The sequence below is a fragment of the Methylobacterium dankookense genome (assembly GCF_902141855.1).
Lineage (GTDB): Bacteria > Pseudomonadota > Alphaproteobacteria > Rhizobiales > Beijerinckiaceae > Methylobacterium > Methylobacterium dankookense.
The window spans coordinates 17,904-43,396 of the sequence record NZ_CABFVH010000037.1 but is presented as its reverse complement, the minus strand read 5'-3'; the positions used below and the strand labels follow the sequence as shown (position 1 = coordinate 43,396).

The following is a 25,493-nucleotide window of genomic DNA, read 5'->3' as shown; positions in this document are numbered from 1 at the left end:
TGCGGTTAGATCGGTTCGGCCCCGCGCGCCAGCACCGCGTCCTCGATCCCCTCGAAGAGCGAGGGCAGGGGCTCGGCCGCCTCGCCCAGCACGCTGCGCACGCCCTCGCCCTGCACCCGGCGGAAGAAGGCGTCGAGGCTCTCGGCCCCGAATCGCACCGTCTCGAGATCGGGGGCGAGAACCCAGATGTCGTACTCGCCCGTGCCGGCGACGTCCCAGAACAGGAAGCTGCCGTCCTCGGCCTCGCCGAAGAAGCAGGCCCGCTCCAGCACGGTGGGGTCGTCGCCCTCCACGGAGAAGGCGTGCGACGCCTCGAGCAGCGCGAGCGCCGCCTGGATGCTGTGGGCGATCACCTCGGCGCGGGTGACGAGGTCGGCGGCCGGGTAGGGCAGGGGCGTGGCGATCCGGATCGTGCCGCCCGCGAGGCCGGCCCCGCAGGCCCGGCAGAAGCTGCGGTAGGAGTCCGGCAGGGGAAAGCCGAGCGCGCCCTCCGCCCGCGCGATCTCGTCATCCGCGGAGACGCGGCCCCGGCGGAGTTCGGTGAAGACCTCGGACCACGGCGCCGTCCCCATCCGCACTCTCCCACACGCGACAGCCGATCCTGCCGTTAACCATAATGCCAAGTCATGCCTAGCTCCGGAGGGAGCGGTTCCGGCATAACGGCGTTAACGGATACTTAACCTTGTCGGGGGGAACGCGCGTGGCCGCCGAAGAGACGACCGTTGCCGGACGGTGCCAGATGCGGCGCCTGCACAAGCTGATGCTGCTGCTCGCCTTCGAGATCCTGGTCTTCGGCTTCACGCAGGCCCAGCTTGAGCGGCCGAGCCGCGGCATCTCGGTGGAAACCACCGTGACGCCGAACCACGTGGTGACCTGAGGCGCCGAACCGGCATCCACTTCGGTGGAGAGCGCTCTCTAGTCCGCCGCCTTCGCGCGGGGCGCGCCCGGAGCCGCGGCGGCCTGCTGGTTCACGTCCGGGACCCGGGTCCAGGTCTGCGAGCCGCACAGCACCTTGAGCAGGCAGCCCGAGACCGACAGCTCCGAGACGCTCTCGCGCGCGACGCTGACCTGGTACACCTTGCCTTCCTCGATATTGTAGATCTCGCCCGAGAACTTCTCCTCGTCGGGCTTGAGGCCTTCGATCAGCGGCAGGCCGAGCACCGGCCGGGCGCGCTTCTTCGGATCGGGGTTCTTGATGTCGGTCCGCGGCGTGCCGGTATCGGAGTTCGGCACCTTCAGCCACACCACCTTGCCGCAGACGAGGCTCTGGCCGGGGCCGCAGCGGTCGATGCGGATCTTGGCGCGCCCGTCGCCCGTCAGCCAGGTCCCGGAAGGATCCTTGGGCGCCTCGGCCCAGGCGGTGGCGACGCCGGCGAAGAGGAGGGTGGTGGCGAGGATGGTACGCATGCGGGTGTCTCCTGGGCTGGCGCGGGGGCGCTGGACACGGGGAGGTCGGCTGCAAGGGAGTACGCGGTCGCAATCGGGCGTTTTTTCGGCACTGTTGCAGCGAAGCCATGGCCGCGCCGGATTCGGCCCGGGTTGAGGGCGCAGGGGGCGCCCGCTATAAGCCCGGCGCCGCAACGGCTTCCGCGAGGCGGAAGACCGCCGAACACACTTCACGCAGACGGAACCCGCACGCATGGCCACCGAGCGCACCTTTTCCATCCTCAAGCCCGATGCCACGCGGCGGAACCTGACCGGCGCGGTCAACGCGGTGATCGAGAAGGCCGGCCTGCGCATCGTCGGCCAGCGCCGCATCAAGATGAGCCGCCAGCAGGCCGAGACGTTCTACGAGGTCCACAAGGAGCGCCCCTTCTTCGGCGAGCTCGTGGAGTTCATGACCTCCGGCCCCGTCGTCGTGCAGGTGCTGGAAGGCGAGAACGCCGTCGCCAAGTACCGTGAGGTGATGGGCGCCACCAACCCGGCCCAGGCCGCCGAGGGCACCATCCGCAAGCTCTTCGCCGAGTCGGTCGGCGAGAACACCGTGCACGGCTCGGACAGCGCCGAGAACGCCCAGATCGAGATCGCGCAGTTCTTCCAAGACGCCGACATCGCCGGCTGAGCGCCGCCGGGATCTGGCCGCCGGGGCACACCGGCGGCCATTCTACCTACGTAGTGCGGCGGCCGGCCGGAATGGCCGCCGGTGTGGCCAAGCCGCCATTGACGTGGCGGGCGCTCGGGGCGTCCAAGGGCACGGTTTCGTTTTCCAGCTCCCGGACGCCGCTTTCATGACCCGCCGCCTGTCCCTCACGCTCGCAGCCGGCCTCCTGGCCCTCGGCGCCACCGCGGCGCTGGCCGGCGGCTCCTCCGCCCCCTTCGAGCAGTACCAGCCCGATCCGGCTTTGCGCACCGCGCCCAAGGCCAACCTGGAATCCCGTGTCCGCCACGCCTGTACCGTCGTCCAGGCGCGCATGACCAATGCCAGCGAGGCCTCCCTGGAGCGCCCCTGCGGCTGCTACGCCCGCCAGACCCTGCGCACCCTCGACGAGGCCGAGATCGAGGCCTACCGCGCCACCGGCTACTTCAATGACTCGGCCCGCGCCAAGGCGCTCTCGGCCCTCGATTCCTGCAAGCTGCAGCGGCCGGTCTGAGGACCCGTCCGGGCCTGAGCCCGGGCGAAAGCGCGACCGCGCGTCGGCGCCCATGCGCCGGACGCGACGATCGGGATCGTCGCACAGGAAGAACCATCGGGGCTGCGCGCCCCGAACCTCGCCGAAGGGCCTCGGCCCTTCGGTATCCTGTTACAGGCTGAGGAGCGCGCCGTCGGCCTGTGCGGCGTCCGCGTCGAAGACCACGCGGTCGCCCTCCAGGCGGACCTTTCCGCCCGCCACCAGGGCGAGCGCCGCCGGGTAGAGACGGTGCTCCTGCACGATCACACGGTCGGCAAGGCTGTCCGGATCGTCGCCCGCCCGCACCGGTACCGCCGCCTGCGCCACGATCGGCCCCGCATCGAGCTCCGGCACCACGTAGTGCACCGTGCAGCCGTGCAGCCGCACCCCGGCCTCGAGCGCCCGCGCATGGGTCTGCGTGCCCTTGAACAACGGCAGCAGCGAGGGATGGATGTTGATCATCCGCCCCGCCCAGCCCTCGACGAAGCCGGGGGTGAAGATCCGCATGAAGCCGGCGAGGCAGACGAGATCGACCTTCGCGGCGCGCAACTCCGCATCGAGCGCCGCGTCGAAGCTGTCCCGGTCCGGATAGGCCCTGTGGTCGATCGCCTGCGTCGCGATCCCGGCTTCGGCCGCTCGGGCGAGCCCCGCCGCCTCCGGCCGGTTCGAGAGCACCAGCACGATCTCGGCCGGGAAGTCCGGCGCGCGGGCGGCCTCGATCAGCGAGACCATGTTCGAGCCGCGCCCCGAGATCAGGATCGCGACGCGGGTCTTGGCCGGCACGCTCACAGCGCGAGGCGGCCGTCGAAGGTGACGGGCTCGGACCCGCGCGCGGTGATCCGCCCGAGCCGGATCGGCGCCTCGCCGGCCTGGGCCAGCGCCGCGCTCACCGCCTCGGCCTTGGCCGCCTCCACCACCACGGCCATGCCGATGCCGCAGTTGAAGGTGCGCAGCATCTCTCCTTCCGCGACGCCGCCCTCGCGGGCGAGCCAGCCGAAGACCGGCGGCGCCTTCACTGCGTCGAGGTCGACCGCGATGCCGACATCGTCCGGCAGCACGCGGGGCAGGTTGTCGGGGAAGCCGCCGCCGGTGATGTGGGCTAGGGCCTTGATGCCGTCGGTGGCCTTGAGGGCTGCGAGCAGGGGCTTCACATAGATCCGCGTCGGCTCCAGCAGCGCCTCGCCGAGGGAGCGGCCCGCCTCGAAGGGTGCCGGGGCGTCCCAGGGCAGGCCGGTGCGGGCGACGATGCGGCGCACCAGCGAGAAGCCGTTCGAGTGGACGCCCGAGGAGGGCAGGCCGAGCACGAGGTCGCCGGCCGCGATGCCGGGCTTCGGCAGCAGGGTGCCGCGCTCGGCCGCGCCCACCGCGAAGCCCGCGAGGTCGTAGTCCGAGCCGTCGTAGAGGCCCGGCATCTCGGCGGTCTCGCCGCCGATCAGCGCGCAGCCCGCCTGGCGGCAGCCCTCGGCGATGCCGCGCACGATGTCGGCGCCGACGCCGGGCACCAGCTTGCCGGTGGCGTAGTAGTCGAGGAAGAACAGCGGCTCGGCGCCCTGCACCACGAGGTCGTTCACGCACATCGCCACGAGGTCGATGCCGATGGTGGCGTGCCGGTTCGTCTCGATGGCGATCTTCACCTTGGTGCCGACGCCGTCATTGGCCGCCACCAGGATCGGGTCCTTGAACCCGGCCGCCTTCAGGTCGAACAGGCCGCCGAACCCGCCGATCTCCGCATCCGCCCCCGGCCGGCGCGTGGCGCGCACCAGCGGCTTGATCGTCTCGACGAGGGCGTTGCCCGCATCGATGTCCACGCCCGCCTGCGCGTAGGTCAGCCCGTCCTTGCCCGTCATGCCCGCGCCGTCTCCGAGCCGCATCGTTCCAAACTTCGCGTGCTCTAACCCCTTGCGGCGCGTCGCGCGAGTCGGGAGAGGGTTGATCGCGACGCCGGGGGTTCCCACTCTCGGCCCGGACGTGAAGCTTGGGGGGAGGGGCGATGCGCGCGCGGGCGGTGATCGGGCTGAGCGCCCTGGTGGGGCTCGGCCTCCTCGTCTACCTCCTGCGCGACGTGATGCTGCCCTTCGTGGCCGGCATCGCGCTGGCCTACCTGCTCGATCCCCTGGCCGACCGGCTGGAGCGGCTCGGCCTCGGGCGGCTCGCCGCGAGCCTCGCCATCCTGGCGCTCTTCGTGGTCGTGCTGGTGGTGAGCCTGCTGCTGCTCGCGCCGCTGGTGGCGAACCAAGTGGCGGCGCTGATCTCCAGCCTGCCCCAGATGGTCTCGCGGCTCCAGGCGATCCTGGCCGAGCGCGCCGGCCCGCTGCTGCAGCGGCTCGGCGGCGCCGACGCACTGAGCGAGCTGCAATCCTCGGTCGGCTCCCTGGCGACCCAGGGCGTCGCGTGGCTCCTCGCCTTCCTCAAGTCGATCTGGACCGGCAGCCAGGTGCTGATCTCGATCGCCTCGCTCCTCGTGGTGACGCCGGTCGTCGCCTTCTACATCCTGGTCGACTGGGACCGCATGATCGCGGCCATCGACGGCTGGGTGCCGCCGCGCCATCAGGTGACCGTGCGCGACCTCGCGCGCCAGATCGACCGGGCGATCATCGGCTTCGTGCGCGGGCAGACCCTGGTCTGCCTGATCCTCGGCAGCTTCTACGCGGTCGGGCTCTGGCTGGTCGGGCTGAACTTCGGCGTGCTGATCGGGCTGATCGCCGGCTTCCTCACCTTCATCCCCTATGTCGGCACGCTCACCGGCTTCCTGCTCGCCATGGGCGTCGCCCTGGTCCAGTACTGGCCGGGCTCCGACTGGCTGCATATCGGGCTGACGCTCGGCATCTTCCTCACCGGCCAGTTCCTCGAGGGGAACATCATCTCGCCCAAGCTCGTCGGCGATTCGGTCGGGCTGCACCCGGTCTGGCTGATGTTCGCGCTGCTGGCCTTCGGCTCGCTCTTCGGCTTCCTCGGCCTGCTCCTCGCCGTGCCGGTGGCCGCCTCGATCGGCGTGCTGGTGCGCTTCGGCCTGCGGCAATACCTGCAAAGTAGACTCTACCACGACGGCGAGCCGATCCTGATCGAGATCTCCCCGCGCGACCGCTGAGGCCGCCCGGGCTATGAAGCCGCCGCGCCCGGGCCCGTTCGCGGGCGCCGGCCGCGACCCGAACGCCCCTCGCGCCGACGTGTCGAGGCGCGGGCACGATGGTATGATCCGCCCCATGCGCGACACCGCTCCGCCGAAGCAGCTCGCCTTCGACCTGCCCCTCGACCCCCGCTACGGCCGCGAGGACTTCCTCGTCGGCCCCGCCAACGAGGCGGCCTACGCGCTGGTCGAGGCCTGGCCGGACTGGCCGGACACGGTCCTCGTCCTCACCGGGCCGCCGGGCAGCGGCAAGAGCCACCTCGCCTCGATCTGGGCGGGCCGCGCCCATGCCTGGACCGTGCCGGTCTCCGGCGTGACGGGGGAGAGCGTCACCCATCTCGTCTCGAACGGCGCCCTGGTGGTCGAGGATGTCGACCGGGCGGAGGCGCGCGACGAGGCCGCCCTGTTCCACCTCCTCAACCTCGCCCGCGAGCGGAAGGCCCCGGTGCTGCTGACGAGCGCCAAGCCCGTCGACGCCCTGGAGCTGCGCACCGCCGACCTGCGCTCGCGGCTGCGCCTCGCGCCCGGCGCCGAGATCCTCAGCCCCGACGACGCGCTCCTGCGGGCCGTCATCGTGAAGCTGTTCGTGGACCGGCAGCTCGTGGTGGACCTCGCGGTGATCGACGCGGTGGCGCTGCGCATCGATCGCTCGCTCGGGCGCGCCCGCGAGGTGGTGTCCGAGCTCGACCGCGACGCCCTCGGGCGCGGGCGCCGCATCACCAAGCCGCTGGCGCTGGCCGTGCTGGAGCGGATGGGGGTGGGCGAGGGAGAGGGCGACGAGGATTGAGGGCGTGCCCGGGCCGGGGCGCCTCGGCCCGGAATGGATGCCTTGCGCTGGACGCGGATCACGAGACGCCGCACCGTCATCGAACTGTCATGCTGGCGGCCGGTTTCCCTGGTAGGGGAGCCGGCAGGAGAAGAGGGAGCCCATCTTGCCGGAAATGGAGCCGAGAGCAGGCGCGCGCGCCGTCGAGCCGGAGCTGGACGATGCGGGGACGGAAGCGGCGGCGGCCAAGCCCGCGGCGCCCCGCAGAGCCCCTGCGCCGCGCCGGCCCGCGGTCGTGCGCGCCGCACCTCCGGCAGACCCGCAGGAGACCGACGAGTGGCCGGTCGCGTCGGACCTGCCCGAGGCCCCCGCCGCGTCCGCCGATCAGCCGGCCCGCGAGCCGGTGGTCGAGGCCGGCCGCACGCTCCGCCACTCCCCCGAGCGCTTCGTGAACCGCGAGCTGTCCTGGCTGCAGTTCAACCGCCGGGTGCTGGAGGAGGCCTCCAACACCAACCACCCGCTCCTGGAGCAGCTCCGCTTCCTCTCGATCTCGGCGAACAACCTCGACGAGTTCTTCATGGTCCGCGTCGCCGGCCTGCACGATCAGGTCCGGGCCGGGCTGACGCTGCCCTCGCAGGACGGGCTGACCCCCTCCGAGCAGCTCGCCCGCATCTCGGCTGAGGTGTCGCGGCTCGCCGAGGACCAGCAGACCCGCTGGCGGGAGCTGCGCGCCGAGCTGCTCACCGTCGACATCGCCCTGGTCGAGCCGGGGGAGCTGAAGCCGGAGCACAAGCGCTTCCTCGAGGAGTACTTCCTCAACCACGTCCTGCCGGTGCTGACGCCGCTCGCCATCGACCCGGCCCATCCCTTCCCGTTCATCCCGAATCTCGGCACCACCATCGCCCTGATGCTGGTGCGCCCGAAGGACGGCCGGACGCTGCGCGCGCTGATCCGCATGCCCGGCGTGCTCGACCGATTCGTGCGCCTGCCCGCCGTCGAGGGCGACCCGGCCGCGCGCTTCATCGCGATCGAGCAGGTGATCGTGATGTTCACCGGGCGCCTCTTCCCCGGCTACCACGTGCGCGGCCAGGGCGCCTTCCGGGTGGTGCGCGATTCCGATCTCGAGATCGAGGAGGAGGCCGAGGATCTCGTCCTCCACTTCGAGACGGCCCTGAAGCAGCGCCGCCGCGGCGTCGTCATCCGCCTCGAGGTCGAGGCCGGCATGCCGGAGGACCTGCGCGCCTTCGTCGCCGACGAGGTGGAGATCAGCCCCGACGCGATCTTCCTGGTTGAGGGCATGCTCGCGCTCAACGAGCTGTCGCAGATCGTCGGGATCGACCGGCCGGACCTGAAGTTCAAGCCCTACAACCCGCGCTTCCCCGAGCGCATCCGCGAATCGGGCGGCGACGTCTTCGCGGCGATCCGGCAGAAGGATTTCTGCGTCCACCACCCCTACGAGTCCTTCGACTCGGTGGTGCAGTTCCTGGCCCAGGCGGCGCGCGACCCGAACGTGGTCGCGATCAAGCAGACGCTCTACCGCACCTCCTCGAACTCGCCGATCGTGGCGGCGCTGGCGGAGGCGGCCGAGCTCGGCAAGTCGGTCACGGCCCTGGTCGAACTGAAGGCCCGCTTCGACGAGGAGGCCAACATCCGCTGGGCGAGGAACCTCGAGAAGGCCGGCGCCCAGGTGGTCTTCGGCTTCGTCGAGCTGAAGACCCACGCCAAGCTCTCGATGGTGGTGCGCCGCGAGGGCGAGCGCCTCGTCACCTACTGCCACATCGGCACGGGCAACTATCACCCGATCACCGCGCGCATCTACACCGACCTGTCCTTCTTCACCGCCGACCCGGCGATCGGCCGCGACGTCAGCCGGATGTTCAACTTCATCACCGGCTACGCGGAGCCCGCCGAGCTCGAATGCATGTCGGTCTCGCCGCTGACCCTGAAGGCGCGGCTGCTGGAGCACATCGAGGCCGAGATCGCGCATGCCAAGGCCGGGCGGCCGGCGGCGATCTGGATCAAGTGCAACTCGCTGGTCGACGCGCAGATCATCGACGCGCTCTACGACGCCTCGGAGGCGGGCGTGCAGATCGACTGCGTGGTGCGCGGCATCTGCTGCCTGCGTCCCGGCATCCCGGGCCTCTCGGAGACCATCCGGGTCAAGTCGATCGTCGGGCGCTTCCTGGAGCACGGGCGCATCTACGCCTTCGGCAACGGCGTCGGGCTGCCCCACCCGAAGGCGACCGTCTACATCTCCTCGGCCGACCTGATGAGCCGCAACCTCGACCGCCGCGTCGAGGCGCTCCTGCCGATCACCAACACCACCGTGCACCAGCAGGTGCTCGACCAGATCATGCTGGCCAACCTCCTCGACAACCGCCAGAGCTGGCGGGTGCTGGCCTCGGGCGCGAGCGAGCGGATCCAGCCGGCCGAGGGCGAGGAGCCTTTCAACGCCCACAAGTACTTCATGACGAATCCGAGCCTGTCGGGCCGCGGCAAGGCCTCGAAGAAGTCGAGCCCGCGGGCGCTGAGCCGCCGGGCACAGAGAGGGTAGCGCATCGATTGGGCCGCATTTTCTGTCGCGGAACCGGCAACCACGTCCGCGGAAAATGCTCTGGCACCCGTCCCGCGCTGGGAAGAGAAGCCTGCGGGGAGCCCGGGAAAACCGGCCCTCCCCCAACAAGGCCCGGTTCCCGGCCGCGCGATTTGGATCTAGCTATGGCCGGGCCGCTTCCCCCGTGAGGCGGCCCGCAAACCAAGGAACGGCAGAGTTGGGTCTTCTTCCCGCCACCACCGGGCCCGTGGGCGACCGGCTGCTCCCGGTCGCGATCATCGATATCGGCTCGAACTCGGTGCGGCTCGTCACCTACGACGCCCTGACACGGGCGCCCACCCCGATCTACAACGAGAAGATGTTGTGTGGCCTCGGCCGCAACGTGCTGACGACGGGGCGCCTCAACGAGGAGGCGGTCCGCCGGGCGCTGAGCGCGCTGACCCGTTTCCGCATCCTCTGCCGCACCATGGGCGTCACCCGGCTGCACGTGCTCGCCACGGCCGCCGCCCGCGACGCCGAGAACGGGCCGGCCTTCCTGGAGGCGGCCGAGGCCGCCTGCGGCACCCGGATCGAGCTGCTCTCGGGCCGGCGCGAGGCGGAGCTGTCGGCCCTCGGCGTGATCTCGGGCTTCCACGCGCCCGACGGCGTGGTGGGCGACCTCGGCGGCGGCTCCCTCGAACTGGTGGACGTGCGCGGCCAGGTGGTGGGGCAGGGGGTGACGATGCCGCTCGGCGGCCTCGCCCTGCAGGACCTCTCCGGCGGCTCGCTCAAGAAGGCGGCCAAGCTCGTGCGCGAGCACATGCGCAAGGCCGCGCCCCAGCTCGAGATCCTGAAGGGCCGCACCTTCTACGCGGTCGGCGGCACCTGGCGGGCGCTCGCCCGCCTGCACATGGCCGCGCGGCAATACCCGCTCCACGTGATGCACGGCTACACGGTGGAGCCCTCGGACGAGCTGAGCTTCCTCCAGGTGGTCGAGCAGTCCGACGCGGCGCAGCTCCAGGACGTCGACGTGATCTCCGAGGCGCGCCGGCCGCTGCTGGCCTACGGCGCCGTGGTTCTGGAGGAGATCATCCGGGTCGGGCGGCCGCGCGAGATCGCGATCTCGGCCTCGGGCGTGCGCGAGGGCCTGCTCTACGAGCAGCTCGACCGCGACCAGCGCGCCGGCGACCCGCTCCTGACCTCGGCCGCCGAGCTGAACGCCCTGCGCGCCCGCGCCCCCGCCCACGGCGAGGATCTGCGCGCCTGGACCGACCGCTTCGTGGAGAGCCTCGACGGGCCCGAGACGGCGGACGAGCGGCGCCTGCGCCACGCCGCCTGCCTGCTCTCCGACCTCGGCTGGCGGGCCCATCCGGACTATCGCGGCGAGCAGAGCATCGCGCTCATCCAGAACGCGGCCTTCGTCGGCGTGGACCATCCGGGCCGCGCCTATCTCGCCCTCGCGGTGGCCTTCCGCCATGTGGGCGTGGCGCCGGAGCGGGCGAACCCGGTGCTGCGGGCGATGGCCGGCCCGCGCCTGTTCGAGCGGGCGCGCCTGCTCGGCGCCCTGCTGCGCGTCGCCTTCCCGCTCTCGGCGGCGATGGGCGGCGTGCTCGGCACCACACCGCTCGCCGTGGTCGACGGGCGGGTGACGCTGCAACTGCCCCCCGAGTTGCGGGACCTCAACAGCGAGCGCCTGCAGGGCCGGGTGCGCGCGCTCGCCCGCCTCCTGAGCCTCGACGGGCGGGTGATCGCGGGCTGATCCATACGCGCCGGGTGTCCTTTCGGGCGTTCTCCTGCGCCGCCCCCTTGGCATCCCCTTGGCACCCCCTTGGCCCACCGGGCGGCGGATGCCATGCTTGGTCCCAACCGCCCGCGAGGCGGGCCGGACGGGGATGATGCGCTCGCTCAAGGTTCGATTCGCGCTGCTGCTCGGCGCGGCAGCCCTGCTCGTCGTGCTGGCCGCAGCGGGCGTGCTGGCCTCGATCGCGGCCGCCGAGCGCACCATCGACCGCACCCTGGAGGCGCAGGGGCGGCTGGAGCTGCTCGCCGAGCTGTCCGGCCGCATGACGCAGTTCGGCCTCGCCGCCATCGAGACGGTCGGCAGTCCCGACACCCAGCCCGAGGCGCTGACCATCGCGCGCACCAATGTCGACCGGGCGCTCGCCGCCGTGGACGAGGCGCTGGCGAGAAGCATCCAGGAGAGCGGCGACCCGCTCGACCGGATGCAATACGCCGCCCGCACCCGCCCGATGGCGCAGCTCCGCGGCGCCCGGGTGATCCTCGACCGGCAGGTGGCGCAGATCACCCGGGGGAATGCCGAGCCGGAGCAGCGCCAGAACGCGATCAAGGGCGCGCTGAACGGCTTCGGCGCCATGACCGGCCAGCCGCTCTCCTTCCTGATCGAGGCGGAGCGGCGCAGCATGGTGCTGGGCTCCGAGCAGGCCCGCGCCCTCTCGAACCGGCTGCGCGTCGCCTCGGCCCTGGCGGTGCTCGCGGCGCTCGTCCTCGTCACCGTGCTCTACCGCAGCGTGACCCGCCCGACGCTCGCGCGGATCGAGGCGGTGCGGCGCGCGGCCGGCGCGGTCGGCCGCGGCGAGCTCGACACCCGCCTCTCCGTGGCGACCCGGGACGAGCTCGGCCTCCTGGTCGCGAACTTCAACCGCATGGCCGCGCGCCTCGCCCGGCGCGAGCGCCGCGTCGCCGCCGACCGGTCGGAGCTGGAGCAGACCATCCAGACGCGCACCGCGGACCTGCGCGCCGCCAATGCCCGGCTCGAGGCGGTGGACCGCTCGCGCCGCCGCTTCTTCGCCGATGTCAGCCACGAGCTGCGCACGCCGCTCACCGTGATCCTCGGCGAATGCGACATCGCCGCCCGCAGCGCCGGCCGGGCGGTCGATCACGGCCCGGCCTTCGCCACCATCCGCAAGCGGGCGCAGCGCTTGAAGCTCAGGGTCGAGGACCTCCTGCGCGTCGCCCGCTCGGAATCCGGCGAGATCGAGCTCGACCGCCGCCTCGTCGGCGCTGCGTCCGTGCTGGCCGAGGCCGTCGACAACAGCGCCTCCGAGGCCGCCCGCCGCCGCGTCGCGCTCGATTTCGATCCGGGCGCCCGCGACGTCGAGCTGATGGCCGATCCGGAATGGCTGCGTCAGGTGGTGGAGAGCCTGATCGACAACGCGCTGCGCCACGCCACCGGCCTGACCCGCGTCACCGTCGCCCTGGCGTCGGGAACGAGCGCGGCGGGCGCCGCGGCCATCGTCACCGTCAGCGACGACGGCCCGGGCTTCGGCGCCGCCGAGGAGGCCCTGTTCGAGCGCTTCCGCCGCGGCGAGCGCCCGGCCGAGGGCGGCTTCGGCATCGGCCTGGCGCTCGCCCGCTGGGTGGTGGAGCGGCATGCCGGCACCATCGCGCTGGGTGCGGGCGAGGGCGGGCGCGGCGCCCGGGTCCGCCTCGAACTGCCGGCCCTCGACCACACCACCGACATCGAACCCGACACGCTCAAGCAGAAGGACGACGCCGCATGACGCGGATCCTGATCGTCGAGGACGACATCGACATCCGGGGCATGCTCGCCCGCGGCCTGGAGGCGGAGGGGTTCGAGGTGGGCACGGCGGGCAACGTGGACGACGCGCTCTCCGCCGCGCGCGCCGAGACGCCGAACGCCGTGGTGCTCGACATCACCCTGCCGGACGGCTCGGGCCACGATGTCTGCCGCTCCCTGCGGGCCGGCGGCTATCCCGGGCCGATCCTGTTCCTCTCCGCCCGCGACGAGGTGCGCGACCGCGTCGAGGGGCTGGCGCTCGGGGCCGACGACTACATCGTGAAGCCCTTCGAGTTCGACGAGCTGGTGGCGCGCTTGCGCACGCACCTGATGCGCCGCGAGAGCGCCGAGGCGCCGCGCACCACGCTCAGCGCGGGCAAGCTCGCGCTCGACCTCGACACGCGGCAGGTCTCCTGCGGCGAGGCCACGGCCCGGCTGACGCCGCGCGAGGCGGAGCTGCTCGCCATGCTGATGGAGGGCGCCAACCGCCCGGTCTCGCGCGCCGAGATCTTCGAGAAGCTCTGGGCGAGCCAGGGCGGCCTCTCGCTGAACGTGGTCGACGTCTATATCGGCTACCTGCGCTCCAAGATGGCCGACTTCGTCCGCCACGGCGGCCCCGTCCTCACCACCGTGCGCGGGCGCGGCTTCATGCTGGAGCTGAAGGGCCAGAGCTTCCGGCACTGATCGTGGGGGCTTGGCACCCCCTCTCCCCGCCGGGCGGGGAGAGGCCCGCAGGCACCTCGTCGTGCCTGCGGGAAGCGCAGGCGAAGCCGGAGCGGCGGTGATTCCGGAAGAGGCTCCTTCGGAACCGCCCCCTCACCCCCGGCTGCCGCCTTGTCGCGACGACGACGGGGTCGTCGCGACCCTCTCCCCGCGCGCGGGGAGAGGGGATCCTGCGGCCTACTCGATGCCGAGCTTGGCCTTGAGCAGGGCGTTGACCGCGGCCGGGTTCGCCTTGCCGCCGGTGGCCTTCATGGTCTGGCCGACGAACCAGCCGAGCAGGGTCGGCTTCTCCTTCGCCTGGGCGACCTTGTCGGGATTCTTGGCGATGATCTCGTCGACCGCCGTCTCGATGGCGCCCGTGTCGGTGACCTGCTTCATGCCGCGGGCCTCGACCACGGCGCGCGGATCACCGCCCTCGGTCCAGACGATCTCGAAGAGGTCCTTGGCGATCTTGCCCGAGATCGTGCCCTCGCCGATCAGGTCGATGATCGCGCCGAGCTGATCGGCCGAGACGGGGCTCTGATCGATGCCGAGGCCCTCCTTGTTGAGACGGCCGAACAGCTCGTTGATCACCCAGTTCGCGGCGGCCTTGCCGTCGCGGCCCTTGGCCACGGCCTCGTAGAAGTCGGCGGAGGCGCGCTCGGCCACCAGCACGCCGGCATCGTAGGCGCTGAGGCCGAAATCGGCGACGAAACGCGCCTTCTTGCCGTCCGGCAGCTCCGGCAGCCCGGCGGCGAGCGCGTCCACATAGGCCTGGTCGAATTCGAGCGGCAGCAGGTCCGGATCGGGGAAGTAGCGGTAATCGTGCGCCTCCTCCTTCGAACGCATCGAGCGGGTCTCGCCCTTGCCGGGGTCGAACAGGCGCGTCTCCTGGCTGATCGTGCCGCCATCCTCGATGATCGCGATCTGGCGGCGCGCCTCGGTCTCGATGGCCTGGCCGATGAAGCGGATCGAGTTGACGTTCTTGATCTCGCAGCGGGTGCCGAGCGGGTCGCCGGGTTTGCGCACCGAGACGTTCACGTCGGCGCGGAGACTGCCCTTCTCCATGTCGCCGTCGCAGGTGCCGAGATAGCGCAGGATGGTGCGCAGCTTCGTCACGTAGGCCTTGGCCTCCTCCGACGAGCGCAGGTCGGGCCGCGAGACGATCTCCATCAGCGCGACGCCGGAGCGGTTGAGGTCGACGAAGCTCTGGTTCGGCGCCTGGTCGTGCAGGGACTTGCCCGCATCCTGCTCCAGGTGCAGGCGCTCGATGCCGACCGTGATCGACTCGCCGTCGGGCAGATCGACCAGCACCTCGCCCTCGCCGACGATCGGGTCCTTGTACTGCGAGATCTGGTAGCCCTGCGGCAGATCCGGATAGAAGTAGTTCTTGCGGTCGAAGACCGAGCGCAGGTTGATCTTCGCCTTCAGCCCGAGGCCGGTGCGGACCGCCTGGGCCACGCATTCCGTGTTGATCACGGGCAGCATGCCGGGCATCGCCGCATCCACCAGCGAGACGTTGTCGTTCGGCTCGGCGCCGAAGGCGGTGGAGGCGCCCGAGAACAGCTTCGAGCGGCTGGTGACCTGGGCGTGGATCTCCATGCCGATCACGACCTCCCAGTCGTGCAGGCCGCCCTTGATCAGTTTCTTCGGGTTCACGGGGATCGTCATGCTCGAACCTTGCCGCGCCGAGGCAGCGCTTCGTGTGTCGAGCGTGTGTAGGAACCGGCTGGCGCCGGGGTCAAGCGGGGCGGGCCCAGTCGAGCCAGGCGAGGGCCGCGTCGATGTCGCGGGGCTCCACCGAGAAGCCGCCCTCCGCGTCGGGCTCCGTGCCGATCACGTAGCCGCTGGCATGGCCGAGCACGTGGTCGAGGCCGCTCTGCAGGAAGCCGAGGGCCGGGTCGCCGTTGCGCAGGGACAGCACGGTGGCGCCGGGCTCGGCGAAGAGCGAGCCGTGCAGGCCCGAGCCGTACTCGCCGACGAGCGTCGCGGCCGAGCGGAACAGCGCGACCTGCTCGGGGATCGGCAGCGTCTCGGGCCGCGCCGTCTCGAATCCGCGGGCGGCGGCGCGCTCGGCGAGCAGGGCGCGCTCGGCGAGGCGCCGCCGGTTCAGGGTCGCCGGATTCTCGGAGCGGGCGACGAGGAGCCGGCGCCGCGGCCGGGGCGCCGGGCGCCAGCGCGGGCGGCGGTATCCGAGGCGGTCGAGCAGGAAGGTCCGGGCCTCCGCCAGCATCGGCGCAGCGCGGCTGGCATGGCGCAGGGCCCCCGGGACGACGAGCTGCGCGCAGGCGAGGCGCTCCCCCCAGGGGGCGTAGGGCAGGATCTGCCCCGCCTCGATGCCGAGCGCCGCGAGCCAGGCGCGGGCGAAGGCGGGCGTGTCGTCGGGCAGGAGGATGCGCAGGCGCTCCAGACGGTAGCCTGCCCGGTGCAGCAGGTAGAGCTTCGGCAGGAAGTCCGCGAGCCAGTGCCCGTAGACGGTGTGGCCGGCGCCCGCGAGCAGCACGACCTCCTCCGCGATCCGGCGCAGGGGGAGGGTGGGGCGCCGCTCAGCCAGGTCGGGGTGGAAACGGGCGGGATAGCCCGGATCGACGTTGATCTGGCCGCACAGGGCGAAGCGCCCGTCGAGGAGCACGGCGCCCTCGCGCAGCACCTCGGCCTCGCGCACGCGGAGCACGGCGGCGCCGTGGACGAGCGATTCGGTGAAATAGGCCCGCATCAGCGCGGGCGTCACCGCGCCGATCATCAGGTCCGGCGGGCGCGGCCGGGCATGGCGGGAATGGCTGAGGTCGAGGATCTCGCCGCGCCCGGCCGCGAGCGCCTCGCGCAGCTCGACGGTCTCCACGGCCGCGTGTCAGGCCCCGCGCCGGACGAGGCGGCGGGCGGAGAAGCCCAGGATCGCCCAGAGCAGGGCCGCCACGGTGCGGACCGGGAAGAAGGTCGGCCCGTCATGGCTCACCGGGGCCGGCCAGGGAATGCCCACCGTGCCGATCGCCCAGGAGACCAGCACCGAGACGGCGAGCGCGATGATCGCCGCGATGAAGACCTTGCCGAACTGGCTCGCGGTCCAGCCGAGATAGAGGGCGAGCCCGATCAGGACGGGGTCGAGCCCCGCCCAGATCCAGACGGTCCAGGGATAATAGGGGACGGTCATGCCCACCAGGGCTTCGGCAGCGCGGTCCGCCCGGCCGCATCCTCGATGGTCTGGGCGACGGCGAACAGGGTCTCCTCGTCGAAGGGCCGGCCGATGAGCTGGAGGCCGAGCGGCAGGCCCTGGCTGTCGAGGCCCGCCGGCACGGCGATGCCGGGGAGCCCCGCCATGTTCACCGTCACCGTGAACACGTCGTTGAGGTACATCTCGACCGGGTCGGCGGAGGCCTTCTCGCCGATGCCGAAGGCGGCCGACGGGGTGGCGGGGGTGAGGATCGCGTCGACGCCCTCGGCATAGGCCGCCTCGAAGTCGCGCTTGATCAGGGTGCGGATCTTCTGGGCGCGCACGTAATAGGCGTCGTAATAGCCCGCCGAGAGCACGTAGGTGCCGATCATGATGCGGCGCTTGACCTCGCGGCCGAAGCCCGCCGCGCGGGTCTTCTCGTAGAGGCCGACGATGTCGTTGGCCGGAACGCGCAGGCCGTAGCGCACGCCGTCGTAGCGGGCGAGGTTGGAGGAGGCCTCGGCCGGGGCCACGATGTAGTAGGCCGGCAGCGCGTATTGCGTGTGGGGCAGCGAGATCTCCTTGATCGTCGCGCCGGCCTCCTTCAGCCAGGCGGCGCCCTGGTCCCAGAGCTTCTGGATCTCGGCCGGCATGCCGTCGACCCGGTACTCCTTCGGGATGCCGATGGTGAGCCCCTTCACGCCGCGGGAGACCGCCGCCTCGAAATCGGGCACCGGCAGGTCCACGCAGGTGGTGTCGCGCGCATCCGGACCGGCCATGGAGGCGAGCAGCACCGCGCAGTCGCGCACCGTGCGGGCGATCGGGCCGGCCTGATCGAGGGAGGAGGCGAAGGCCACCGTGCCCCAGCGCGAGCAGCGCCCGTAGGTCGGCTTGATGCCGACCGTTCCGGTGAAGGCCGCGGGCTGGCGGATCGAGCCGCCGGTATCGGTGGCGGTGGCGCCGAGGCAGAGATGGGCGGCGACCGCCGCCGCCGAGCCGCCGGACGAGCCGCCGGGCACGATCTGCGCGTCGGAGCCGGTGCGGCGCCAGGGCGAGACCACGGTGCCGTAGGCGCTGGTCTCGTTCGAGGAGCCCATGGCGAACTCGTCGAGGTTCAGCTTGCCCAGCATCACGGCGCCGTCGCGCCAGAGATTGGCGGTCACGGCCGATTCGTAGTGCGGCTCGAAGCCTTCGAGGATCTTGGAGCCCGCGGTGGTGGTGACGCCGTGGGTGCAGAACAGGTCCTTGATGCCGAGCGGCAGGCCCTCGAGGGGGCGGGCCTCGCCGGCGGCGATCTTCCGGTCCGAGACCTCGGCCTGGGCCAGCGCGCGCTCGGGCGTCTCCAGGATGAAGGCGTTGAGGGCGCGCGCCTTCTCGACGGCGTCGACATGCGCCTGCGTCAGCTCGCGGGCCGAGAAGCGCTTGGCCTTCAGCCCGTCGCGCGCCTCGGCGAGGGTGAGTTCGTTGAGTTCGCTCACGTGTCCGTCCTCATGCCCGCCGCGGCGGCGGGCCCTGCCCGGCGGTTCAGGCCGGGCGTGCAGCAGGATTTGGGCCCGACGCGCGGCCTACTCGACCACCTTCGGGACGAGGAAGTAGTGATCCTCGGTCTCGGGGGCGTTGGCCACGATGTCGGTCGCGCGCCCGCCCTCGGTGACCACGTCCTCGCGCTTCTTCATGCGCATGGGCGTGACCGAGGTCATCGGCTCGACGCCCGCGACGTCGACCGCGCCGAGCTGCTCCACGAAGGCGAGGATGGCGTTCAGCTCGCCCTGCAGCGGCGCCACGTCCTCCTCGGAGACCGCGATGCGCGCCAGATGCGCGATGCGCCGGACTGTCTGTGCGTCGACCGACATGCTGCCCCGTTCATCCGCCCGGCCGGGCGGTCATTTCAGAGATCCGCCGCGCTATAGCACCGGGCTTCGCGGGGCCGCAACGCGGGTGGGACCGCAACGCGGGAACCGGCGCGCTCTCGGACGCAGTGCGGGGCTGCGCGTCACGGCAGCCCCGTTCTCCTCACCGGCTCCCCGGGCCGCTGGCGAGGCCGGCCAGCGTGAACAGGTCCACCGAGAGCTTGGCGCCGACCACGACGGCGTCCGGGATGTTGCGCGGCCGGAAGGGGAAGCGGGTCTGGTCCGGGTTGACGATGTATTGCAGGTTCGGGGTCAGCCGGATCGCGGGCGTGACCTGGATGCCGTAGTTCAATTCCATCATCACCTGCTGGGTCGGAACCCGGCGGTCGAGCCCGATCGCGGCCTGGGCGAGCGCGATGTTCGAGAGCGCCAGCGGGCTGAACTTCTGCGTGTTGATGACGAAGCCCACCGTGTCGTAGGGGCGCCCGGCGAAGGTGCCGGTCTGGAGCGCGCCGATCTCCAGGAAATAGTCCTCGACGAGCCGGCCCGAGGTGCCGGCCATGGCGACGCCGAACAGCGTCAGGCCCTGGATCCCGGTCGGGTCGGGGCGCCAGACCATCTGGTCGAAGCGGGCATAGACGCCGGAGCGCCCGAAGCGGGTCATGGGATTGAGGCCCGTCAGCACGGCCGCGCGGCCGGTGACGTCGCGGACCGGGTCGGCATAGTCGGAGGCGTCGTACCAGCCGCCGATGCCGTAGTTGCGCGGCAGGGGATCGTTGGCGAAGGTCGTGGAATAGCCGAGCTCGAACGGCACGATCGCGCCGGTGGCGCCCTTGAGCGAGAAGTCGAGGCCGTTGTCGCCGGGCTGCTGGTGCAGCGGGTTCACCTCGTAGGCGCCGACATGGACGAAGACCGTGTCGGTGAGCCAGCCCTTGGCGTGGGCGCCCCAGCTCGAGACCGGCCAGAAGGTGAAATTCGAGGTCTTGAACACGAAGGTCGGGTTGCCGCAGGCCGAGTTCGTCTGGAAGCTGCAGTAGATCGGCGAGTTCAGGAAGTTGATGTTCGCCACCAGCCGGCCGACCTCGATGTCGAGGCGGTTGTCGAACAGCTTCTGCTGGTAGGAGAGCAGCGTCAGCCGGGTGGTCTGGCCGCCGCCATAGATCTCCTGCACGCTGGTGTTGTTGCCGATAGAGTCCTGGGCGAGGCTGCGGCCGTGGCGGTTCGTCACCGCCACGTGGAACGAGCCGCCCTCGATGCCGGCGAGCCGCTGCAGGTCGCCGTCGATGCCGAAGAAGAGCTGGCCCGCCCAGGCCGAGCCCTGGCGGATGCCGCCGACCGGGTTGATCGCCCCCTGGCCGGTATAGTTCAGGAGGAAGCTCAGGCCGTTGCCGAGGTCGAGGGTGCCCGGCGGCAGGGACGGGGGCGTCGCGGTCTGGCCGAGCGTGTCGGCGGCCTCCGCCGCGCTGTCGGCCCCGCCGAAGCCCTCGCCCGGCGGCTGCTGCGCTCTCCGCCGCAGGGCGGGCCGCACCGCCGTCGCCGGCACGCCGATGGCCTCGGCGCCCCGCGCCGGCAGCTCCTGTGCCGATGTCCCGATCGTGCCCGCCGCGCAGAGTCCAAGCGCGCCGAGAACCGCCCCCAACCTCGTCATGACCTTCCCCCTCCGGTGCCGCCGCCCCGGTCTTGCGCCGGGTTGTTACAGTTGTTACAGAAATTTTCCGTGAAACAGTTTCGCGATCACAATATGGTCAGAACGAATGCTGCTGATCATAAGCGATCAACAGCATTCATCCTGTCACCGGGCCGCATCAGGCGGCGCGCTTCTTGAGGAATCCCACCAGCAGGGCGGTGACCACGGTGCCGGCGATCAGCGCGACCACCGCTCCGGTGAGGTTCGTCACCGCGTTCGGGATCGGCAGGACGAACAGGCCGCCATGGGGCACCTTCAGGGTCACGCCGAGGCTGAGCGCCAGGGCGCCGGCGAGTGCCGAGCCGGCGACCAGGGCGGGGATCACCCGCAGCGGATCGGCGGCGGCGAAGGGGATGGCGCCCTCGGTGATGAAGGCGGCACCGAGCACGGCCGCCGCGCCGCCGGCCTCCCGCTCCGGCGCGGTGAAGCGGGCCGGGAACAGGCGGGTAGCGAGCGCCAGCCCAAGCGGGGGCGTCATGCCGCCGAGCATCACCGCGGCCATCGGCGCGTCGACGCCGGAGGAGAGCAGCGCCGCGGCCGAGGCATAGGCGGCCTTGTTGATCGGCCCGCCCATGTCGACGGCCATCATGCCGCCGAGGATCAGGCCGAGCACCAGGGCGCTCGCCCCCTGCATGCCCTTGAGCCAGCCGGTGAGCGCCGCGAGCACGGCCGCCACCGGCACGCCGACCACGTAGATCATCAGGAGGCCGGTGATCGCGGTGGCGAGCAGCGGCAGGATCAGGACGGGCTTCAGCCCCTCCAGGTTCTTGTGCAGGCGGATGTGCCGGTTGAGGAACTTCGCCGTGTAGCCGGCGATGAAGCCCGCCGCGATGCCGCCGAGGAAGCCCGCCTGGAGGTTGGCCGCCAGCATGCCGCCGATCATGCCGGGCGCGATGCCGGGGCGGTCGGCGATGGAATAGGCGATGTAGCCGGCGAGCGCCGGGACGATCAGCGCGAAGGCGGCCTTGGCGCCGATCTCGCCGAGCGCGTAGCCGAGCGTGCCGGCATTGCCCGGCGCCATGGCATCGATGCCGCCGACCGCGAAGGCCAGCGCGATGAGCAGGCCGCCCGCCACCACGAAGGGCAGCATGAAGGAGACGCCGGTCATCAGGTGCCGGTAGGCGCCGGCCTGCTTCTCGGCCACGGCGGGACGGGCCGGCCCGTCGGCGGAGGCCGCGCCCTCGGCGGCCTGCATCTGCGCCTCGGCGAGCGCGGTGGCGATCAGGCCCTTGCCGTCGCGGATCGCGGCCTTGGTGGTGGTGGCGTAGACGCGCTTGCCCGCGAAGCGCGCCCGGTCGACGCCCTTGTCGGCGGCGATCAGCACGATGTCGGCCGCGGCGATCTCGGTGTCCGAGAGGGGATCGCGCGCGCCGACCGACCCTTGCGTCTCCACGCGGACGTCGTGGCCGAGCGCCTTGCCGGCGGCCTGGATGCCCTCGGCCGCCATGAAGGTGTGGGCGATGCCGGTGGGGCAGGAAGTCACCGCCACGATCTTTTTGGAACCGGCCGGCGCGGCTGCCGGCGCGGATACGGCGGCCGGTGCCTGGGCGGCGCCGGCGAGCGCCCGGTCGAGCACGGCGCCGGCATCGGCGAGCACGTCCTCGATCGCGGCGCGCACCTTGGCGAGCGCGCCGAAGCGGCCCTCGCCGAGATCGCCCTGGCCGACCAGGAGGACCGAGCGGCCTTCCGCGATCGCCGCTTCGGGCAGCGGGTTGCCGCCGCGCAGTTCGAGCGCGATCGGCTGGTTGCGCCGCCCCGCCGCCTTGCGGAGCGCTTCGAGGGCGAGGACGGCGTGGGTCGAGAGGTCTCCGCCTCCGACCACGGCCAGGAGCTGGGCCATGGGTTTCCTCCGGTGGGGGTCGTCGATTTCGGTGATCCCGCCCCCGACCTCAGCCTGAGGTGCCGGAGCGGAGCGGAGGCCTCGAAGGAGGACTCCAGGGATCGTGGAGGCTTCTGGAGGCCTCCTTCGAGGCCCGCTTGCGCGGGCACCTCAGACTGAGGTCGGTGGGTGGGACGGGGCGTTCAGCCGACGGCCTCGACCGGCACGGTCGCCGCGACCGCCTCCACCTCCGCCCGCGGCGGCAAGCTGGCGCCCTCGCGGGTGAGCTTGGCCGAGGCGAAGGCCAGCGCCCGGCGGGCCATGTCCTCCAGGGCGAGCCCGTCATGCAGGCCGGCGACGAGGCCGGCGACCAGGGCGTCGCCCGCGCCGACCGTGCTCGTCACCTGCGTCGCGGGCGGCCTGGCATGGAGCGCGCCGCCGGCGGCGAGGAACAGGGCGCCCTCCGCGCCGAGCGAGACCACGACCAGCGGGATACCGCTCGCCTGCAGGGCCCGGGCGGCGTCGAGCACGTCGGCGAGCGCGGGGAGGGGGCGGCCGGCCCATTCCTCCAGCTCGTGACGGTTCGGCTTCACGGCGTAGGGCAGGGCGTCCGGCCCCGCGGAGAGCGCCGCGGCGAGCGGGGCGCCGGAGGCGTCGAGGACGACGCGCGCCTCGCGGGCCCGCAGGCGCCGGGTCAGGTCGCGGTAGGTCTCGGGCGGCAGCCCGCCGGGCAGGCTGCCCGCCAGCACCACGAGGGAGCCCGCCTCCGCCATGTCGAGGAGCACCGCGCGGGCGGCGTCGAGCGTGCCGGGGGTCACGGCGAGCCCCGGCAGGTTGATGTCGGTGGTGTCGCCGGAGCGCCGGTCGAGGAGCTTCAGGTTGGTTCGGGTCTCGCCCGGGATCCAGACGAAGCGGTCGTCGATGCCCTTCTCGGTGAGCACCTGCGTGAAGGGGGCGGCGTTGTCCGAGCCGAGAACCCCGGTGGCGGCGACGGAGAGGCCCCAATCGGCGAGGCAGCAGGCGACGTTCACGCCCTTGCCGCCGGCATGGGAGCGCACCGCGCGGGCCCGGTGGACCTGGCCCGGCGCCAGCGCGTCGAGCACGACGGTCTGGTCGATGGCCGGGTTGAGGGTGAGGGTCAGGATCGGGCTCACGCCGCGTCTCCCGCGCTGTCGAGGGCGCGGACGGCGGCGGCGTCCTCCTGCTCGCAGGCACGGAGCGCCAGGGCCTTCAACGCGCCGAGATCCGCAGACCGCAGCCGCGCCTTGACGCCGGGCAGGTCGCGCGGGGTCATCGACAGCTCGTGGACGCCGAGGCCCGCGAGCAGGCAGGCGCCGAAGGGATCGCCCGCGATGCCGCCGCACACGCCCACGAAGCGCTTGTGGCGGGCCGCGCCCTCGCAGGTCATGTGGATGAGGCGCAGCACCGCCGGGTGGAGCGAGTCGGCCTCGGGGGCGAGCTCGGTGTTCTGCCGGTCGATGGCGAGCGCGTATTGCGTGAGGTCGTTGGTGCCGATCGAGAAGAAGTCGCAGTGCCGGGCCAGCGCGTCGGCCTGGATCGCGGCGGCCGGCACCTCGATCATGATGCCGAGGGGCACCTCCGGCGCGCCGATCTCGGCCCGGATCCGCTCCGCCACCGCGCGGAGCCTCAGCACCTCGGGCACCGAGGTGATCATCGGCATCATGATCGCGAGCGGGGCGTCCTTGCCCTTGGGCGCGTCGGCCGGGACGTGGTCCCTGGCGGCCCGGTAGAGGGCGCGCAGCTGCGGCTCCATCAGGTCGGGCCGACGCAGCAGCAGGCGGGCGCCGCGCACGCCGAGGAAGGGGTTCTCCTCCTTCGGGAGCTGGAGGTGGGCGACCTGCTTGTCGCCGCCGATGTCGAGCGTCCGCACGATGAGCGGGCGGCCGCCGAGCGCCTTCAGCATCCCCGAATAGGTCTCGTACTGGTCGTCCTCGGAGGGCGTGTCGCCGCGCTCCAGGAACAGGAACTCGGTGCGCATCAGGCCGACGCCCTCGGCGCCCTGGTCGAGAGCGAAGGGGACCTGCTCCGGATTGTTGACGTTGGCGCCGATGGCGATGCGGTGGCCGTCGCGGGTCTCGGCGGGGCGGGCCCGCTCGCGCGCCTCGGCCTCGGCCTTCTCGCGTTGCCGCTCGCGCCAGGCGGCGGCCGAGGCGATGTCGGCCTCGCTCGGGTCGAGGTAGAGGCGGCCGGTGGTGCCGTCGAGGATGGCGGTGGTGCGGTTCGCCAGAGCCAGCAGACCGGGGCCGCCCGCGACCACCGCCGGGATGCCCAGGGTGCGCGCCAGAATCGCGGTGTGCGAGGTCGGACCGCCCTGGGCGGTGGCCAGCCCGATAACCCGGGCGGGGTCGAGACCCGCCGTGTCGGAGGGCGCCAGATCCGGGGCGATCAGGATGCAGGGCTCGTCCGGCAGGTCGTGGCCGCTCTTCAGGGCCGGGTCGATCTGGGCGAGCACCCGGCGGCCGACATCGCGCAGATCCGCGGCGCGGCCGGCGAGGACGGGGTTGCCGAGCGCCGCGAGCTGGCCGGCCATCCGGTCCACCGCCGCGTTCCAGGCGAAGGCGACGCCGTGGCCCTCCACCATGAGCTGGCAGGCCAGGGTGATCAGGTCGGTGTCGGAGATCAGCTCGGCTTGCGCCCGGAAGATGCCGGCATCGGCCTTGCCGAGGCGGCGCTCGGTGTCGTCTGCGAGTGCGGCGAGCTGGCCGGCGGTGGCCTGGAGCGACCGGTGCAGCCGGTCGGCGCCCGAGGTGAGGGGCTCCGGCTCGTCCGGCACCGCGACCTCGGCGCTCGCCAGCACGTGGACCGGGCCGATGGCGATGCCGGGGCTCGCGCCGATGCCGGGCACCACCGTCGGGGCGCCCTCCGGGTTCCAGCCGGCGACCGGCGCGGCGGCGCGGGCGGCGGCCTCCGCGGCGCGCTGCGCCGCCGCCTTCTCGCCGGCGCTCAAGCCCGTCACCGCGGCGCAGATCTTCGCCAGCGCCCCCGCCTCGTCGTCGCCCTCGGCCGAGATGGTCACCGCGTCGCCGCAGCGCAGGCCGAGCTGGAGGAGGGCGATCAGGTTCTTGGCGTCCGCGACCTGGGACCCGTGCCGCAGCTGGATCCGGGCCGGGCAGGACTTGGCCACCTCGACCCAGTGGGCGGCCGGGCGGGCGTGGAGCCCGGTCGGGTAATCGACGCTCCACTCGAAGCGCTGGCGGAGATCGGTGGCCGGGCCGGCCGCGCCCGGGGCGGGGGCGTCCTCGTTCAGGGCCGCGGCGATGTCGGCCTCGCGGCCGGTGGTGCGCAGCCGCTCCAGCCGGGCCTCGTCCTGGATCAGGCGGGTGAGGCGGCGCAGCACGGTGATGTGGGTGTCGGACTGGGCGGCGATGGCGACGACGAGATGCGCGACCTGGCCGTCGTGCCACTCGATGCCGCCGGGCACCTGCAGCACGGCGAGGCCGCTCTCGCGCACCAGATGCCGGTCGTCGACCATGCCGTGCGGGATGACCACGCCGTGGCCGAGATAGGTGTTCGCCACGCCCTCGCGGCGCAGCATGCTCTCGCCATAGGCGGCGTCGATGCAGCCGGCGGCGGTGAGGAGCTGGGCGGCCTCGCGGATCGCGTCCTCCTTCGAGGCGGGCGCGGCGGCGAGCCGCACGAGCAGGCGCGGCGTGAAGATCGGCGTCGGTGCGAGCATGGCGTGCTCTCCTC

At 72.3% G+C, this 25,493-nt stretch carries 22 protein-coding genes; 9 read left to right on the top strand and 13 right to left on the bottom strand.

What is annotated here, in order from left to right; genetic code table 11:
* Positions 1-5: 5 nt before the first annotated feature.
* Positions 6-572, bottom strand: a complete 567-nt coding sequence (locus MTDSW087_RS21880) for an SMI1/KNR4 family protein (protein ID WP_144766990.1) — start codon at positions 570-572, stop codon at positions 6-8.
* A 167-nt stretch (positions 573-739) separates the two neighbouring features.
* On the opposite strand from MTDSW087_RS21880, the gene MTDSW087_RS30350 reads away from it, so the two are divergent.
* Positions 740-877, top strand: coding sequence for a hypothetical protein (locus tag MTDSW087_RS30350; RefSeq protein ID WP_186383951.1), 138 nt, complete (start codon positions 740-742; stop codon positions 875-877).
* A gap of 38 nt (positions 878-915) precedes the next feature.
* Here the strand turns inward: MTDSW087_RS30350 and MTDSW087_RS21875 are convergent, their stop codons facing one another.
* Positions 916-1,407: a DUF2147 domain-containing protein gene (locus MTDSW087_RS21875; protein ID WP_144766989.1), complete on the bottom strand. Its 492-nt coding sequence runs from the start codon at positions 1,405-1,407 to the stop codon at positions 916-918.
* Between the two features lie 232 nt (positions 1,408-1,639).
* Here MTDSW087_RS21875 and ndk point away from each other — a divergent pair, with 232 nt between their 5' ends.
* Both ndk and MTDSW087_RS21865 read left to right on the top strand, forming a co-directional pair.
* The gene (gene ndk / locus MTDSW087_RS21870; protein ID WP_144766988.1) at positions 1,640-2,062 is read left to right on the top strand and encodes a nucleoside-diphosphate kinase; all 423 of its coding nucleotides are present in this window, start codon (positions 1,640-1,642) and stop codon (positions 2,060-2,062) included.
* Positions 2,063-2,228: 166 nt separating this feature from the next.
* A complete protein-coding gene (locus MTDSW087_RS21865) occupies positions 2,229-2,591 on the top strand; it encodes a hypothetical protein (protein WP_142585576.1) in 363 nt (120 codons plus the stop codon).
* A 150-nt stretch (positions 2,592-2,741) separates the two neighbouring features.
* Here the strand turns inward: MTDSW087_RS21865 and purN are convergent, their stop codons facing one another.
* Complete coding sequence (purN, locus tag MTDSW087_RS21860; protein WP_186383950.1) at positions 2,742-3,398, bottom strand: phosphoribosylglycinamide formyltransferase; 657 nt, start codon at positions 3,396-3,398, stop codon at positions 2,742-2,744.
* Positions 3,395-4,456 (bottom strand): phosphoribosylformylglycinamidine cyclo-ligase, encoded by a 1,062-nt coding sequence (gene purM / locus MTDSW087_RS21855; protein ID WP_144767010.1) that lies wholly within the window; start codon positions 4,454-4,456, stop codon positions 3,395-3,397. Before purM ends, purN begins: the two co-directional genes overlap by 4 nt.
* Positions 4,457-4,599: 143 nt before the next feature.
* On the opposite strand from purM, the gene MTDSW087_RS21850 reads away from it, so the two are divergent.
* The 6 genes from MTDSW087_RS21850 to MTDSW087_RS21825 all read left to right on the top strand — a co-directional run bounded on the left by MTDSW087_RS21850 (position 4,600) and on the right by MTDSW087_RS21825 (position 13,257).
* Complete coding sequence (locus MTDSW087_RS21850; protein WP_144766986.1) at positions 4,600-5,697, top strand: AI-2E family transporter; 1,098 nt, start codon at positions 4,600-4,602, stop codon at positions 5,695-5,697.
* Positions 5,698-5,812: 115 nt separating this feature from the next.
* Complete coding sequence (locus MTDSW087_RS21845; protein WP_144766985.1) at positions 5,813-6,523, top strand: P-loop NTPase family protein; 711 nt, start codon at positions 5,813-5,815, stop codon at positions 6,521-6,523.
* Positions 6,524-6,677: 154 nt separating this feature from the next.
* Complete coding sequence (locus MTDSW087_RS21840; protein ID WP_244948397.1) at positions 6,678-9,056, top strand: RNA degradosome polyphosphate kinase; 2,379 nt, start codon at positions 6,678-6,680, stop codon at positions 9,054-9,056.
* A gap of 217 nt (positions 9,057-9,273) precedes the next feature.
* Complete coding sequence (gene ppx, locus MTDSW087_RS21835; protein WP_238179199.1) at positions 9,274-10,794, top strand: exopolyphosphatase; 1,521 nt, start codon at positions 9,274-9,276, stop codon at positions 10,792-10,794.
* A 136-nt stretch (positions 10,795-10,930) separates the two neighbouring features.
* The gene (locus MTDSW087_RS21830) at positions 10,931-12,556 is read left to right on the top strand and encodes a sensor histidine kinase (protein WP_144767008.1); all 1,626 of its coding nucleotides are present in this window, start codon (positions 10,931-10,933) and stop codon (positions 12,554-12,556) included.
* The gene (locus tag MTDSW087_RS21825) at positions 12,553-13,257 is read left to right on the top strand and encodes a response regulator transcription factor (RefSeq protein WP_144766984.1); all 705 of its coding nucleotides are present in this window, start codon (positions 12,553-12,555) and stop codon (positions 13,255-13,257) included. Before MTDSW087_RS21830 ends, MTDSW087_RS21825 begins: the two co-directional genes overlap by 4 nt.
* Before the next feature lie 216 nt (positions 13,258-13,473).
* Here MTDSW087_RS21825 and gatB read toward each other — a convergent pair whose 3' ends face one another.
* The 9 genes from gatB to ptsP form a co-directional block, all read right to left on the bottom strand.
* On the bottom strand, positions 13,474-14,946 hold the full coding sequence (gatB, locus tag MTDSW087_RS21820; RefSeq protein WP_144766983.1) for an Asp-tRNA(Asn)/Glu-tRNA(Gln) amidotransferase subunit GatB: 1,473 nt from the start codon (positions 14,944-14,946) through the stop codon (positions 13,474-13,476).
* A gap of 70 nt (positions 14,947-15,016) precedes the next feature.
* Positions 15,017-16,117 (bottom strand): glycosyltransferase family 61 protein, encoded by a 1,101-nt coding sequence (locus tag MTDSW087_RS21815; protein WP_244948396.1) that lies wholly within the window; start codon positions 16,115-16,117, stop codon positions 15,017-15,019.
* A gap of 9 nt (positions 16,118-16,126) precedes the next feature.
* The gene (locus tag MTDSW087_RS21810; protein ID WP_144767006.1) at positions 16,127-16,426 is read right to left on the bottom strand and encodes a hypothetical protein; all 300 of its coding nucleotides are present in this window, start codon (positions 16,424-16,426) and stop codon (positions 16,127-16,129) included.
* Positions 16,423-17,904 (bottom strand): Asp-tRNA(Asn)/Glu-tRNA(Gln) amidotransferase subunit GatA, encoded by a 1,482-nt coding sequence (gene gatA, locus MTDSW087_RS21805; RefSeq protein ID WP_144766982.1) that lies wholly within the window; start codon positions 17,902-17,904, stop codon positions 16,423-16,425. The genes MTDSW087_RS21810 and gatA overlap by 4 nt, the downstream gene beginning before the upstream one ends.
* A gap of 87 nt (positions 17,905-17,991) precedes the next feature.
* Entirely contained in the window at positions 17,992-18,279 is a 288-nt protein-coding gene (gatC, locus tag MTDSW087_RS21800) for an Asp-tRNA(Asn)/Glu-tRNA(Gln) amidotransferase subunit GatC (RefSeq protein ID WP_144766981.1), read from the bottom strand.
* 160 nt (positions 18,280-18,439) lie between these two features.
* A complete protein-coding gene (locus MTDSW087_RS21795) occupies positions 18,440-19,924 on the bottom strand; it encodes a carbohydrate porin (protein WP_144766980.1) in 1,485 nt (494 codons plus the stop codon).
* Between the two features lie 157 nt (positions 19,925-20,081).
* A complete protein-coding gene (locus tag MTDSW087_RS21790) occupies positions 20,082-21,803 on the bottom strand; it encodes a fructose-specific PTS transporter subunit EIIC (RefSeq protein WP_144766979.1) in 1,722 nt (573 codons plus the stop codon).
* Between the two features lie 182 nt (positions 21,804-21,985).
* Positions 21,986-22,936: a 1-phosphofructokinase gene (pfkB, locus tag MTDSW087_RS21780; protein ID WP_144766978.1), complete on the bottom strand. Its 951-nt coding sequence runs from the start codon at positions 22,934-22,936 to the stop codon at positions 21,986-21,988.
* Complete coding sequence (gene ptsP / locus MTDSW087_RS21775; protein ID WP_144766977.1) at positions 22,933-25,479, bottom strand: phosphoenolpyruvate--protein phosphotransferase; 2,547 nt, start codon at positions 25,477-25,479, stop codon at positions 22,933-22,935. The genes pfkB and ptsP overlap by 4 nt, the downstream gene beginning before the upstream one ends.
* Positions 25,480-25,493: the final 14 nt, after the last annotated feature.

What these genes read in the sequence shown, in the direction of transcription:
- MTDSW087_RS21880 (WP_144766990.1), bottom strand. Translation starts at nt 572, where the DNA reads ATGGGGACGGCGCCGTGGTCCGAGGTCTTCACCGAACTCCGCCGGGGC.
- MTDSW087_RS30350 (WP_186383951.1), top strand. Translation starts at nt 740, where the DNA reads ATGCGGCGCCTGCACAAGCTGATGCTGCTGCTCGCCTTCGAGATCCTG.
- MTDSW087_RS21875 (WP_144766989.1), bottom strand. Translation starts at nt 1,407, where the DNA reads ATGCGTACCATCCTCGCCACCACCCTCCTCTTCGCCGGCGTCGCCACC.
- ndk (WP_144766988.1), top strand. Translation starts at nt 1,640, where the DNA reads ATGGCCACCGAGCGCACCTTTTCCATCCTCAAGCCCGATGCCACGCGG.
- MTDSW087_RS21865 (WP_142585576.1), top strand. Translation starts at nt 2,229, where the DNA reads ATGACCCGCCGCCTGTCCCTCACGCTCGCAGCCGGCCTCCTGGCCCTC.
- purM (WP_144767010.1), bottom strand. Translation starts at nt 4,456, where the DNA reads ATGACGGGCAAGGACGGGCTGACCTACGCGCAGGCGGGCGTGGACATC.
- MTDSW087_RS21850 (WP_144766986.1), top strand. Translation starts at nt 4,600, where the DNA reads ATGCGCGCGCGGGCGGTGATCGGGCTGAGCGCCCTGGTGGGGCTCGGC.
- MTDSW087_RS21845 (WP_144766985.1), top strand. Translation starts at nt 5,813, where the DNA reads ATGCGCGACACCGCTCCGCCGAAGCAGCTCGCCTTCGACCTGCCCCTC.
- MTDSW087_RS21840 (WP_244948397.1), top strand. Translation starts at nt 6,678, where the DNA reads ATGGAGCCGAGAGCAGGCGCGCGCGCCGTCGAGCCGGAGCTGGACGAT.
- MTDSW087_RS21830 (WP_144767008.1), top strand. Translation starts at nt 10,931, where the DNA reads ATGCGCTCGCTCAAGGTTCGATTCGCGCTGCTGCTCGGCGCGGCAGCC.
- MTDSW087_RS21825 (WP_144766984.1), top strand. Translation starts at nt 12,553, where the DNA reads ATGACGCGGATCCTGATCGTCGAGGACGACATCGACATCCGGGGCATG.
- gatB (WP_144766983.1), bottom strand. Translation starts at nt 14,946, where the DNA reads ATGACGATCCCCGTGAACCCGAAGAAACTGATCAAGGGCGGCCTGCAC.
- MTDSW087_RS21810 (WP_144767006.1), bottom strand. Translation starts at nt 16,426, where the DNA reads ATGACCGTCCCCTATTATCCCTGGACCGTCTGGATCTGGGCGGGGCTC.
- gatC (WP_144766981.1), bottom strand. Translation starts at nt 18,279, where the DNA reads ATGTCGGTCGACGCACAGACAGTCCGGCGCATCGCGCATCTGGCGCGC.
- MTDSW087_RS21795 (WP_144766980.1), bottom strand. Translation starts at nt 19,924, where the DNA reads ATGACGAGGTTGGGGGCGGTTCTCGGCGCGCTTGGACTCTGCGCGGCG.
- MTDSW087_RS21790 (WP_144766979.1), bottom strand. Translation starts at nt 21,803, where the DNA reads ATGGCCCAGCTCCTGGCCGTGGTCGGAGGCGGAGACCTCTCGACCCAC.
- ptsP (WP_144766977.1), bottom strand. Translation starts at nt 25,479, where the DNA reads ATGCTCGCACCGACGCCGATCTTCACGCCGCGCCTGCTCGTGCGGCTC.